The 12,956-nt window shown below is 30.4% G+C and carries 12 protein-coding genes; 8 read left to right on the top strand and 4 right to left on the bottom strand.

The genetic code is table 11. The features are described 5' to 3' along the window. The first annotated feature begins 91 nt into the window (after positions 1-91). The 6 genes from ACFFGA_RS15570 (at position 92) to ACFFGA_RS15545 (ending at position 7,575) form a co-directional block, all read left to right on the top strand. A complete protein-coding gene (locus ACFFGA_RS15570) occupies positions 92-1,795 on the top strand; it encodes a hypothetical protein (protein WP_386065465.1) in 1,704 nt (567 codons plus the stop codon). A gap of 53 nt (positions 1,796-1,848) precedes the next feature. Then, a complete protein-coding gene (locus ACFFGA_RS15565) occupies positions 1,849-2,790 on the top strand; it encodes a glycosyltransferase family 2 protein (RefSeq protein WP_386065463.1) in 942 nt (313 codons plus the stop codon). Positions 2,791-2,973: 183 nt separating this feature from the next. Further along, positions 2,974-3,846 carry a GNAT family N-acetyltransferase gene (locus ACFFGA_RS15560; RefSeq protein WP_386065461.1) on the top strand — a complete coding sequence of 291 codons (873 nt, stop codon included), beginning with the start codon at positions 2,974-2,976 and terminating at the stop codon, positions 3,844-3,846. Continuing rightward, positions 3,843-4,967, top strand: coding sequence for a DegT/DnrJ/EryC1/StrS family aminotransferase (locus ACFFGA_RS15555; RefSeq protein WP_386065459.1), 1,125 nt, complete (start codon positions 3,843-3,845; stop codon positions 4,965-4,967). The genes ACFFGA_RS15560 and ACFFGA_RS15555 overlap by 4 nt, the downstream gene beginning before the upstream one ends. Continuing rightward, positions 4,968-6,275: an O-antigen translocase gene (locus tag ACFFGA_RS15550; protein WP_386065457.1), complete on the top strand. Its 1,308-nt coding sequence runs from the start codon at positions 4,968-4,970 to the stop codon at positions 6,273-6,275. Positions 6,276-6,285: 10 nt separating this feature from the next. Next, a complete protein-coding gene (locus ACFFGA_RS15545; RefSeq protein WP_386065455.1) occupies positions 6,286-7,575 on the top strand; it encodes an O-antigen translocase in 1,290 nt (429 codons plus the stop codon). 5 nt (positions 7,576-7,580) lie between these two features. On the opposite strand, the gene ACFFGA_RS15540 is transcribed toward ACFFGA_RS15545, so the two are convergent. Then, complete coding sequence (locus tag ACFFGA_RS15540) at positions 7,581-8,723, bottom strand: glycosyltransferase (protein ID WP_386065453.1); 1,143 nt, start codon at positions 8,721-8,723, stop codon at positions 7,581-7,583. 122 nt (positions 8,724-8,845) lie between these two features. On the opposite strand from ACFFGA_RS15540, the gene ACFFGA_RS15535 reads away from it, so the two are divergent. Beyond that, a complete protein-coding gene (locus ACFFGA_RS15535) occupies positions 8,846-9,934 on the top strand; it encodes a glycosyltransferase (protein ID WP_386065451.1) in 1,089 nt (362 codons plus the stop codon). 3 nt (positions 9,935-9,937) lie between these two features. Further along, complete coding sequence (locus ACFFGA_RS15530; protein WP_386065449.1) at positions 9,938-10,342, top strand: sugar 3,4-ketoisomerase; 405 nt, start codon at positions 9,938-9,940, stop codon at positions 10,340-10,342. On the opposite strand, the gene ACFFGA_RS15525 is transcribed toward ACFFGA_RS15530, so the two are convergent. From ACFFGA_RS15525 to ACFFGA_RS15515, 3 genes are read right to left on the bottom strand one after another with little or no spacing between them, the layout of a single operon-like run. Next, positions 10,328-11,269, bottom strand: a complete 942-nt coding sequence (locus ACFFGA_RS15525; RefSeq protein WP_386065447.1) for a glycosyltransferase family 2 protein — start codon at positions 11,267-11,269, stop codon at positions 10,328-10,330. The two genes, ACFFGA_RS15530 and ACFFGA_RS15525, sit on opposite strands and share 15 nt — an antisense overlap. Beyond that, complete coding sequence (locus ACFFGA_RS15520) at positions 11,266-12,159, bottom strand: glycosyltransferase family 2 protein (RefSeq protein WP_386065445.1); 894 nt, start codon at positions 12,157-12,159, stop codon at positions 11,266-11,268. Before ACFFGA_RS15520 ends, ACFFGA_RS15525 begins: the two co-directional genes overlap by 4 nt. 19 nt (positions 12,160-12,178) lie before the next feature. Beyond that, the gene (locus tag ACFFGA_RS15515) at positions 12,179-12,862 is read right to left on the bottom strand and encodes a cell division ATP-binding protein FtsE (RefSeq protein ID WP_386065443.1); all 684 of its coding nucleotides are present in this window, start codon (positions 12,860-12,862) and stop codon (positions 12,179-12,181) included. Positions 12,863-12,956: the final 94 nt, after the last annotated feature.

Genomic DNA, 12,956 nt, shown 5'->3' with positions numbered 1-12,956 from the left:
TGCTGAATTAATTATCGCTAATTTTATATGGATTCTGGAGTTGAAATATTAACCGATTAATTATCTTCATCCGCGAAAAAATTGAAGTATCTTGAAAATATCAAAATTTAAAATTATTTTAATAGTTGTAGTTGTCATACAACTGATAATGGCTTTTCAAGGTTTTGATGTTTGTGACGATGGATTTGTTTTAACCTTCTATCAGCAGATTTTTTCTAACCCAGAAAGTGTGGAGTATAATTTTTTGTATTGGTTTTCTGGTTTTGTTGGAGGATTATGGTATCAACTATTTGAAGAAGGAGGGATTTTATGGTTTCGGATATTAGCTATAATTGTTAATACTTCCTCATTTCTATTGACTTATAAATTACTAAAAAACCATATCAATAAAGATTTTCTGTTGTTTTCATTAGTAATGGTTTTGTTTGTTAATGATTATGGTTACCTAACATTTTATCACAACCAACTAACTGCATTATTAACAGTTGTTATAATTTACATTTTAAATAAAGCGATTATAAAGAATAGTATATATCAGTTTATTTTAGCGGGTTTTATTCTCAGTTTTACGGTATTATCTAGAGTTCCCAATGCTGTACTGTATATTCTTATTTTAGCAATACCATTTGCTTATTATCTAAAGAAGCAACCAATTGTAAAGGCTATAAAACCTGTAGGTTTCTTTTTGATTGGTTCAGTTTTAGGCTACTTAACTATATATGTAATTTTATTGAGTTTAGGCCAGGTAGAGATTATGAAGAATGCTCTATTAACTATTGTAGATCTTGGCAATACTGAAGGTAGTTCTCATAATTTTATAGATATTTTTAGAGCGCCAGTCTACAATTACATATCAATTTTTATAGCATTTTTGAAATTGATTTTAATATCACTGGTAATAGTTTTAATCCAATATATTCCTGTTAGTAAAAAGAATAAGTTAATAATCACAATGTTTATTGCTTCTATTTTATTTTTTGTTTGGTTTGATACAGGTAATATATATCCAGTTTATAGCTTATGTTTATTTGGAAGTATTTTTCTTATTATAAAAAAACGAGTTTCTTTTGAAGTTAAAGTAATAAGCTTCATGTCTTTTTTAACGCTGATTACAATATCGCTAGGATCGGCTGGAGGTATAAATAATAGTGGTTTTATGGCAATATGGGTTGGTTTACCACTGTTTTTCTATTTGATAAATCAAAAGCTTATTCTTACAAAAAAAGCAGAAAACTTAAATACTAGTGCATATTTGTGGTGTATTATAATTTCTTTCTTAGCACTTAAAGCTTATAATATTCCGCAACAAACTTATTTTGATTTGGGTAGCAGGCTTGATAAGAAGTTTGCTATTAAAAGTGATAAAGCTAAAGGGATTTATACTACTGAGAAACGTGCGAAAATTATAAATGAATTACTCGTTAATTTAGAAAAATATGTAGAGCCAAATGATTATTTAATGGCTTACGATAAAATACCTATGGTGCATTTTTTAACGGAAACAAAACCATATATGTATAACCCTTGGGTTTGGATATATGACTATAATTCCTTTGAAAAGAAGCTAAATAAAGCAGAGAATGAAATAAATGAAATGCCAATAGTAGTTCAGCAAAAGTTTGAAACCATCTATAAATTTTCTGAGCCAATAGATGATTATATGTCTACAAAGAAAGAAAATTCTGATTTTCATAGTAATGAACGCAATGCTTTAATGAATGGTTTTTTAGAGCGAAATAACTATGAAGTAGTATGGAGTAACGATTACTTTAATATTTATGCATCAAAAAAATAAAGTATGATCAATCAGTTTCACTTATATTAGTAGAGCCTAAAATAGAAAGTTATATGTTAATAAATGACATTTCAGTGGTTATACCTGTTTATAATGAAGCTGATAATCTTACAGAGCTTTATAGTAGAACAATAAAAACACTTGAATCTATTTCAGAAAAATATCAAATTATCTTTGTAAATGACGGAAGCAAAGATGATTCTCTAACCAGAATTTTGAAATTTTCTACTGAAAATTCTAAAGTATTTTACCTGAATCTTAGTAGAAATTTTGGACACCAAATAGCTGTTTCAGCAGGATTAGAGCATTGTAATGCTAAGTGTACGGTTATTATAGATTCTGATTTGCAAGATCCACCAGAATTAATTTCAGAATTATACGCCAAGCATAAAGAAGGGTTTGATGTGGTTTATGCGAAACGAAGAAAGCGTAAAGGTGAATCATTTCTGAAAAAGCTAACGGCTAAACTTTATTATAGACTTTTAAAACGTTGGGTGTCGTTTGAAATTCCGCTAGATGCTGGTGATTTTAGGTTATTGTCAAAAAAGGTAGTTAAAGCTATTAATGCAATGCCTGAACAAAATAAATTTTTGAGAGGTCAAATAGCTTGGTTGGGCTTTAAACAAACATATGTATTATACAATAGAGATGTAAGAAAACATGGTAAAAGTGGCTATTCTTATGGTAAGATGTTTCGTCTAGCCTTTGATGGAATAACCAGTTTTTCTGATAAACCTTTGCTATATGTCAGTCGATTAGGTTTTGTAATTTCTATCTTTTCATTTATGGTTATTGTTTATGCTATATTTTCACATTATGTACTTAAAGAAACCATTACAGGATGGACGTCATTAATTATTAGCGCAGCATTTATAGGTGGTATTCAATTGCTTTCAATAGGTGTAATAGGTGAATATATCAGTAGAATAAATACTAATGTAAAAAACAGACCACTTTATATTTTAGACTCTACAAATCTTTCCAAAGAAAATTAAAGTATCGACTAAGTCTTTTGAGTTTTAGAAAAATACTTTAAAATTTGTACTTTCACACCAATCAAATTCTAAATTTTTCAACTCATTTATCTAGTTAAATTATATACATGTAGTGATAAGAATTCTTGGAGTGACTTTACCTTAACAAGCAACCAAGACACCTTTCTGTTTCAAAGAGATTTTATGGACTATCATAGCGATAGATTTGTAGATTGCTCGTTGATGGTATATAAGAATGATAAATTATTAGCATTGTTACCAGCCAATAAAGTTAATAATGAAGTGTATTCTCATCAAGGTTTAAGTTATGGTGGGCTTATCTATGCTAAAAATTTAAAATCTGAAGATGTAATTGAGGCTTTTAAAGCTATTTTAAAGTACCTTAACGAAAAAGGTATTTCTATTATTAGGATAAAAGAATTACCAAGTATTTACCTGCATAACGCAACTAATAATCCATTGGTTTATTTGTATTTTAAAACCAATGCAGAATTAGTGAGAACAGATATGCATTCTGTAGTAGATTTAAATTTTAAATCCTATTCTAGCAGTAGAAAGGAAGGTTTAAAAAGAGGGCAAAAACACAACTTAAATGTAGAGGAATCCGATAGTTTTGACCTCTTCTGGAACCATATTTTGATTCCGAACCTGAAATCTAAACATGGTGTGGAGCCAGTGCATAGTTTAAAAGAAATAACGCTTTTAAAGTCTAGATTTCCAAAAAATATAAGACAGTTTAATGTGTATTTTAATGACAAAATTGTTGGTGGTACAACTATTTTTGAAACCGATAACGTAGCACACTGTCAGTATATATCAGGAAATGCAGATAAGAATGAATTAGGGAGTTTAGATTTTTTACATATCTATTTATTAGAAAATGTGTTTAGTAATAAACTGTATTTCAGTTTTGGGACATCTAATGTTGAAGCTGGCCAAAAGATAAATCAAGGATTGCAATTCTGGAAAGAAGGTTTTGGTGCACGTTCCATAGCCCAAGGGTTTTATACTATAAAGACAAAGAACTATGAACTTTTAGAAGATATCTTTATATGATTAAGTTTTTAGACCTTCATAAAATAAATAATAGATTCCGAAAGGAGTTAGAGGATTCCTTTAGTAAATCTTTGGATGCTTCAAATTATATTTTAGGTTCTAATAGCTTAAAATTTGAAAATGAGTTTGCCCAATTTTGCGGCACTAAACATTGTGTTGGTACAGCTAATGGTTTGGATGCGTTAACATTAATTCTAAAAGGATTTATTCAACTAGATAAATTAAAAAAAGGGGATAAGGTTATTGTACCAGCAAATACGTTTATCGCGACGATTTTATCAGTATTGCATGCCGATTTAGAGCCTGTCTTTGTAGAGCCGAATCCAGAAACATACAACCTTTCAATTGATGAGGTGAAGAATGCAACGACCGAAGATGTAAAAGCCATTATCATGGTGCATCTTTATGGTCAACTGGCTGATGTAGAAAATTTGTTACAGTTTGCGAAAGATAATGATTTGTTACTGATTGAAGATGCCGCACAGGCACATGGAGCAGAAACAACTTTAAATATTGAGAGACCAATTTCATATCCGGCAAAAGTTGGTAGCATAGGGTACGCTGCGGCATTTAGCTTTTATCCAAGTAAAAATTTAGGAGCTTTAGGTGATGGTGGTGCAGTAACTACTAGTGATTCGGAATTGTTCGAAGCGATTTCAATGTTGAGAAATTATGGTAGTAAAGAAAAATACAAGCACGAAATTATAGGCTTTAATAGTAGGCTAGATGATGTACAAGCTGCGTTTTTAAGGATTAAATTAAAAGCTTTAGATGCGGATAATCAAAAAAGAAGAGCCATTGCACAACATTATTTAGAAGGTATAACAAACCCAAAACTAAAGTTACCTTTTTATGACGGGTCAGATAATCATGTGTTTTATGCCTTTGTAGTAGAAGTTGAAGATAGATTGGATTTTACAAAATTTTTAGATAAAAATAATATTGGATGGTTAATTCATTATCCTATTCCACCACATAAGCAACAGGCACTTTCTCAGTTTTCAGATTTAAAATTGCCTATTACAGAACATATTCATAAAAGAATTATAAGTTTGCCAATAAGCCCTATATTAACGGATGATGAAGTTAAATCTCTGATAAACACTTTAAATACCTACTAATTGAAAAAGTTTTTTCACTATATAAATAATGAGGTATTGGTAAAGGCTGCGAGCTTAAACACAGCTAATATCAGTATTAAAATTATTGCAGGTATTCTTATTTCTAAGTTTATTGCCATTTTTATTGGTCCTGAGGGAATGGCACTTATAGGAAATCTTAGAAACTTCTTAGCCGCTATTCAATCTATAGCTATTGCTGGTCTTTACAAGGGTGTTGTTAAACAAATAAGTAAATTTAAGAACAATATCGTTGAATTGACTAAAATACTTTCAACGGTATTTTACTTTGGCTTTTTCTCATCATTATTACTGGCTTTTCTGTGCTACTATAATGCAGATTATATAAATAGTATCATTTTTTTCAATAACAACTATACTTATGTTATAGAGACTATGGCTATTGTGTTGCCATTTTACGCACTAAATATGTTTGCGTTTTCTATAATGAATGGCTTCTCAAAATATAAAATCCTTTTAATAATAAACATTATAAGCCAGATTCTTGGTTTATTAGTAACGTTACTTTTAATTAGACAAGATAACATTGATGGAGCATTAGTTGCTGTAGTTATAACACCAGCCTTAAACCTTTTAATTACTGTAGTTGGTATTGCGTTTAGAAAAAATTTAATGACTCAAATTAAGATAGACCATATCAATTTTTCAGTACTTAAAAATTTAAGTCCTAATATGATTATGGCTTTGGTGTCATCAATTGCAATACCATTTGTTTTAATAATTATTAGAAATTATATTATTACTGAGATTGGTATTAAAGAAGCAGGATATTGGCAGGCTGTAAACCGAGTGTCGGATTACTATCTTATGTTTATTTATTCTCTAATGACGCTATATATCTTACCTCGTTTTGCTGAAATTGAATCACGAAAGGAATTTAGAAAGGAAGTTTTCAGTTTTTATAGAACTGTATTACCTGTATTTGCTGCATTATTAATTCTTGTGTATTTGTGTAGATCATGGTTGGTAACTATTTTGTTTACTGAGGATTTTAGGCCAATTGAAGATTTATTTGGCTATCAGATATTAGGAGACTTTATGAGAGTGATGTCTATGGTTATTGCTTATCAGTTTCTGGCAAAAAAGATGTTTGCGCATTTTATAATCTTAGAGGTGTTTTTATTTGTAATTATGTATGTTTCCAGCGTTTATCTCATAGATATTTTTGGTGTTGAAGGAGCAGTTATGGGACATTGCTTAAGTTATTTCATGCATTTTGCAATCATATTGCTAATTTTTGGTAGTTCTTTGTTTGGAGTATTGAATGATGATGGTCTTGATGAATATTAAATAATTTTACGTGAAACTTCCTAAATTACTTAGTGGTAATACTGTTCTTAAGATTACGTCTCTTAATGCTGTGGTTATTACCATAAGATTGATTGTTTCAGTATTTATTCAGCGTCTATTAGCTGTTACTGTCGGTGAAGCTGGTATTGCTAGTATTGGGCAAGTACGTAATGTTATGGTAATGCTTACAAGTACTTCTACATTAGGGACGTTCAGTGGTGTTATAAAATATGTGGCTCAGCACAAAGAAAATAAGCCAGAGTTGGCAAAATTGTTTTCAACTTCAACCGTTTTTATAATCATTGGTTCTTTTATTTCTGGAGTCGTATTGTTTTTTGGTTCTAACTATTTTTCAAACTATCTTTTTTCTTCTTACGATTTTGTTTATGTATTTAAGCTGTTAGCCGTAATAGTGCCTTTTATAGCTGTCAATAGAGTCATTAATGGAGTTGTAAGTGGACTTTCGGATTATAAAAAGTATGCTAAAATAGAATTAATAAGCTACCTATTGGCAACCGTAGCAATTCTTATTGGACTATATGCAGCTTGGTTAGAAGGTGTAATTATTGCCATAGCCATTGCACCAATATTACAACTAGTTGTTGTGGGCTTTGTTTTTGGTAAGACACTAAAAAAATATATTGATTTTAAAGATTTAAAACTGACTCTCAATTATAAAAACAAGCTTTTAGCATTTAGCTTAATGTCTTTCGTTTCCGCTTTTTTACTTAACTATATTGAGATTAATATTAGAACAACAGTAACCGATGAAATTAATGTAAACGAAGCTGGTTATTGGACAGCAATTTCATTTATTTCTAAAAATTATATGGTATTTGCAACAGGTTTATTTTCACTTTATGTGATACCAAAATTTGCTAGTATCACTAATAAAATAGACTTTAAAAATGAAGTTTTTAATATTTATAAAACCATTCTGCCAATATTTGGAATAGGAATGCTTTTGGTTTATTTTTTTAGAAATGTAATTATACAAATCATTTATCCTGAATTTACAGGAATGGAGCCATTGTTTAAGTGGCAATTATTAGGAGATTTTGTGAGGTTGAGTGCTTTAGTTTTAGCCCATCAGTTTTTGGCAAAACGACTGGTAAAGAGTTTTGTGTTTACAGAAGTAGTTTCTCTGGGATTGTTTTTTATACTTTCAAAAGTTTTTATTCCTTACTATGGGACAGAAGGCGTTGTAATAGCACATTTTGTTAGGTATCTTATTTATTTCATTATTGTAATTTTTGTAGTTAAAATCTATTACAGTAATAAAATTTCAAACCAAGAATAAACTTTTTATAAATGCTTTTGCCAAGTATTTAAATAAGTTTTAGCTGAATTTCTATAATCGTGGTGCTCTTCTATAAACCGTCTTGCATTAGATGATATCTCAATCAATTTATCGGGATTTTCAATAAGCCATTCAAGTTTTTTAGCAATATGTTCAGCATTGGGGAGTGCATTAATTGCAATGGTGTCTTTTGTAAGATTATAATATTCCAACCATTCTTGTTCTGCTCCAGTGAACACCACTTTTCCTTTAGCCATAGCCTCTAAAGCGTTATACCCTTGGTCGTACGCGTAGATTTGATCTAAAAGAATATGAGCTTCGTTATAAGCCTTGATGTAATCTTTATAAGGTAAGCTTCTGACGGTTAAGACCTCTACTTTGTCAGAGTGTTTTTTTGTTATAATTTTTAATGCTTCTTCAAATATGTCATTCCCTTTTTTGAAATAATTATTAGAATTAATACCATGAAAAATTACAATTTTGTCTTTAATATTTAATTTCTGAAATTCTAATTGTTCTGTATTTATAGGATTGGGAATGAGTCCTAAATACTTAGGATGATTTTTTAAAGGTAAATGGTAATCTAAGTCTGAAGCAATTACTCCAATAATAGAGTTGTAAATATGATGATGAAGTTTAATAAAATCTGGCTGTAAAAACTTCAATCCATATGCACTTAGAAAAGTTCTGTCCTTTCCATTTTTGTATGGAGTTAGTATGGAATATCTCAGTTTATTGTCATTTGCGTATTTTATGCTAATATAATCCGTGCCACAGGACAAAAGGAAAACAGTTTTATTCCAATTTGAAATTAAATCAAAGATGTCCTTTTCTATACTGGCAGTACAACCAAAAGAAGCTTCGTTTATAAATTGTACAACATCAAAATCGCTTATTTTAGGCTTTAAATCTATAATCTGTTTTTTTATCTGAAGCGATTCTAGATCAATTTTTGTAAGCCTATAAATTAGATTCTTTAATTTTTTTGAAAATCCTTTTTCATATTTTTTTTGTATTGGTAGGTCAAGCTCATAATTTTTAAATCCATCTTTTGTTGCAACAATCGTTACATCATGGTCTAAGGATTGCAATCCTTCCTTTAAAGAATTGTGAAGCCTGCTATATTCACCTACCAATAAAATTTTCATACGATAGTTTATAGGGTTTTATAAGACATTTGTTACATCCCTTTTGCAATTATACTTAACGATGATGTGCTGTGTGGATGTTTCATTTATATCGTTACATTTGTTTTCAAATATAAATGTAAATGATTAAAACGAGCACCAAAAAAATATGTATTGTGGTTTCTTCACTTGGCATTGGTGGTGCAGAACGTTCATCTGCTTTATTGTCTGAGATACTTTTTGATTTAGGATTTCAAGTTCATATTGTATCAGTATTGCACTATGTAGATTACCCATATAAAGGAGAATTATTGAATCTTGGTGAGTTGAAATTACAAGATGACTCTAGATTAGGTAGGCTTAAACGCTTAAGAGTATTTCATAATTATATAAAACAACACGATTTTGATTATGTTATTGACAATAGAACACGAATAGGTTTTTTTAAGGAATTAGTAATCTCTAAATGGGTTTATTCTAATCAAAACGTTATTTATTATGTTCATAGTTATAATACTGATAATTATATAAACCCTAATCGATTACTCGGGAAATACCTTTATGGGTCAGTAACAAGAATTGTCTCTGTTTCTAAAGCAATTGCTGATAAATTAAAACATAAATATGGTTTCAACAGAATAACAACCATATACAATCCTATACCAGATTTAACAACACAGCAAATCATTGATGATACTTCCTATGAACCTTATATATTGTATTTTGGAAGGTTAGATGATAAAGTGAAAAATATTTCCCTACTTATCGATGCATATGATATATCTGTTTTGAAAAAAAATAACGTTAAGTTAAAGATTTTAGGTGATGGTGAGGATAAGGACATGCTTCAGGAAAAAGTTAAAACGATGAACCTTAGCCAATTTGTAGAATTTTTACCTTTTAATCCTGGTCCATACAATATTGTCAAAAATGCTTATTTTACAGTGCTAACAAGTAGGTATGAAGGTTTTCCGATGGTAATACCTGAGTCTTTAGCTTTGGGCACTCCGGTTGTTTCTGTGGATTGTAAATCTGGTCCTAACGAAGTTATTATTCATGAGGAAAATGGTTTGTTGGTGGAGAATGATAATATAGAAGCGCTTACAAAAGCTATGAATAGAATGTTAGAGGATAAAGATTTATATTTACAATGCAAGTCTAATGCTAAAAAGAGTGTTGAGAAGTTTTCTAAAGACGATATTAAACAGCAATGGAAAACCTTATTAAAATAGCTGATGAGTACAATAAAAGATACAACCATAATTAATATTCCAAAGGTACACGATGAACGTGGCTCTCTCGCTGTAATTGAAAAAGACGCAATACCTTTTGCTATAAAACGTGTATATTATCTCTACGATGTACCAAGTGATAGTTATAGAGGTGGACACGCACATAAGGAACAAGAATCTGTAATTATAGCACTTAGTGGTAGTTTTGAGGTTATTGTAGATGATGGTAAATTAAAAAAGCGCATTACATTAAACAAACCTACTCAAGGCTTATACATTCCGACCCATATTTGGCGAGAGATAGACAACTTTTCTTCAGGTGCTGTGTGTTTAGTGTTAGCTTCTACTAATTACAATGAAAGTGAATATGTAAGGGAATATGATGATTTTTTATTATCTAAAAGGTGATATGTAAAGGCGTTTTTTTAACAGGAAAAACTTTAACCTTTTTAACCCTCTTAAAACACCAGGTGGTAACCACAATAGTATCTTCAATTTTGAATTAAGATGTTCAGGTTTTATATCTGCACTTACTTTTTTAAAGTTATAGTAATCATTTCTCAACTTAGCTTCCATTGCAATCATAAATCTATTGACATCCAAATAGGCCTTTAACGACGGATTTTGGGTTTCGGCATCTTTATGTTTATCTATCATCATTATAAGATTGGGAATATCTTTCGTTAGCGATAGATGATTATCCTTTGTATGAACCATTTTATTTGCTGTTGGTGTAGATGAAAAAGCAACCTTAAAGTCATTGGCTATGCGTATCCATAAATCATTATCTTCTCCCCAGCCTAAGCTTTCATCAAAGCAATATCCTTTATCAATAATTGTTTTAGGAATTGCAACTGCTGATGTCCAAAGTATGCTATCTATCATGCTAGATTTAAAGTAATCATCCACAATGCCAAAAAATGGATGGTCTACATGTTGAAATTTGGGCTTGGTTATATAGTTTTCAAAAAAGTGCTTTTCGTAAGCTGTTGCGTAGATACCACAGTCTGGGAAGTCCATTATAAGACGCTTAAGTTCTTCTAAATGATTTTCTAACCAAATATCATCACCATCAGAAAGTGCAACATATTCAGATTCTGCCTTAGTTAAACCTAGATTTCGAGCAGCGGATACACCTTGGTTTTTAGTTGGATATATAGAGATTCTTTTATCTTTTATTCTGTTTAAAACTTCTACACTGTTATCTGTACTACCATCATCAATGATAATGAGTTCAAAATCACTAAAAGATTGATTAAGAATGCTTGAAATTGTTTTTTCTACAAAATGTGACTTATTATAGACAGTAACTACAACCGAAAAAAAAGGAGTCATTTTTTTTTGATACTTAATGAGCAAAGGTAACCTAATTTATAAAACTGTAGTAGTTTAATGCTCGGATTACTTCCTAACAGGTGCTTTTTTATAGGGCTTTCGGTTAGATGAAATAGTAAAGCAATAAGTCTGTTCAGATAAAGCTTCTCAGCCTTTTTAAAAGTTTTTAAAAGGCTGTTTTCGTATGGTTCTATTGTATTTGATTGGTAATGTTTATAAAGATTATAAACAGCTTGTTTTACTTTTTGCAAAAACTTTTCATTACTATCGAGCCCTTGGTGAATAACAAAATTATCTATATGCAAAACCTTAACGTTATTAGATTTCATGATTGAAGCAAAAAATAAATCATTGCCATAACTTTTGCTTTTAATTTCAGAACTAACCTCTAAAAAAATACTTTTTTTAATAAAAAAATTAGCAGAAACTAAATGCTTAAAAGGATTTTTGTTTCGTGATTTCGCATTAACTTGTTCATACACAGACCCATACTTCCATCGTAGAATATTCTCATCATTAGGTCTAACTGAATCATAACTGCAACCACCATAAATAGCATCGTATGTGCTTTTAAAACAATTTAAATAATTATGAATTAAACTATTGTCTATTAGTTTAACATCGGCATCTAAAAAAAGCAACCAATCGTATTTGGCTTTTTGTGCAAGTAGTTTACGTGATGCTACACTGCCAATATTCTCATCTGAAATGATATGAGCAGTATTTTTTGTGGAAATACAAGCAACTTTATTATCATCTAAGTATGATTTAGAACCGTCCTCTAAACATAGAATTTCATAAGTACAGTCTAAGCTCTCAACAGCCTTATTTAATGAAGTTAATAGGCTGTTAATGGAATAATTATATACTGGTATCAGTATAGACAGCATGGTTTGTTTCTTGTATAGTTTAGCTTTTGCGTTGCACTACTTCAAAAACTTTGTTTTCATCACACTTCAAAGTTTTACTCGGATATTTTAAAAGTAGTGCGTAATCGTGTGTAGCCATTAAAATAGTATTACCATTTTTATTGATGTCTTGCAAGACTTCCATAACTTCAATACTGGTCTGTGGATCTAAATTTCCAGTAGGCTCGTCTGCTAAAATCAATTCTGGGTCATTAAGCAATGCGCGCGCAATGGCTATACGTTGCTGTTCCCCTCCAGAAAGCTCGTGTGGGTATTTAAAACCTTTGGTTTTCATTGCCACCTTGTCGAGAACGGTTTCTATTCTATCTTTTATTTTGTCTTTATCTTTCCAGCCCGTTGCCTTAAGCACAAATTCCAAATTTCCGTTAATAGTTCTATCTGGTAACAACTTAAAATCCTGAAATACAATCCCTAACTTTCTGCGTAAAAAAGGAATGTCTTTTTCCTTCATTGTTCGTAAGTTAAAATCTACAACATGGCCTTCTCCTTCGGTAAGTTCTAGATCACCATAAAGCGTTTTCATAAAGCTACTTTTGCCACTACCAGTTTTTCCAATAAGATAGACAAAGTCACCTTTTTCCATTTCAAAATTTACATTGGCTAGTACCATACTATCACCTTGATAAATGGTTGCATCTTTGAGTTGTAAAACCGTTTCGGACATATTTTTTTACTTCAATTTAAGTATGCGTAAATGTATTGCTTAAAATTTCAAATCCCAAATACTTATTATAACTTGGCATAGTAATTGGAAAAGT

It is taken from the genome of Winogradskyella pulchriflava (genome assembly GCF_042434315.1).
Classification (GTDB): Bacteria; Bacteroidota; Bacteroidia; order Flavobacteriales; family Flavobacteriaceae; genus Winogradskyella; species Winogradskyella pulchriflava.
Note: the sequence above shows the minus strand (reverse complement) of the source record. Positions and strands in the feature narration are given on the sequence as shown.

Excerpts from the sequence above, each read along its gene's own strand:
- ACFFGA_RS15565 (WP_386065463.1), top strand. The coding sequence starts at position 1,849 with ATGTTAATAAATGACATTTCAGTGGTTATACCTGTTTATAATGAAGCT.
- ACFFGA_RS15560 (WP_386065461.1), top strand. The coding sequence starts at position 2,974 with ATGGACTATCATAGCGATAGATTTGTAGATTGCTCGTTGATGGTATAT.
- ACFFGA_RS15555 (WP_386065459.1), top strand. The coding sequence starts at position 3,843 with ATGATTAAGTTTTTAGACCTTCATAAAATAAATAATAGATTCCGAAAG.
- ACFFGA_RS15540 (WP_386065453.1), bottom strand. The coding sequence starts at position 8,723 with ATGAAAATTTTATTGGTAGGTGAATATAGCAGGCTTCACAATTCTTTA.
- ACFFGA_RS15535 (WP_386065451.1), top strand. The coding sequence starts at position 8,846 with ATGATTAAAACGAGCACCAAAAAAATATGTATTGTGGTTTCTTCACTT.
- ACFFGA_RS15530 (WP_386065449.1), top strand. The coding sequence starts at position 9,938 with ATGAGTACAATAAAAGATACAACCATAATTAATATTCCAAAGGTACAC.
- ACFFGA_RS15525 (WP_386065447.1), bottom strand. The coding sequence starts at position 11,269 with ATGACTCCTTTTTTTTCGGTTGTAGTTACTGTCTATAATAAGTCACAT.
- ACFFGA_RS15520 (WP_386065445.1), bottom strand. The coding sequence starts at position 12,159 with ATGCTGTCTATACTGATACCAGTATATAATTATTCCATTAACAGCCTA.
- ACFFGA_RS15515 (WP_386065443.1), bottom strand. The coding sequence starts at position 12,862 with ATGTCCGAAACGGTTTTACAACTCAAAGATGCAACCATTTATCAAGGT.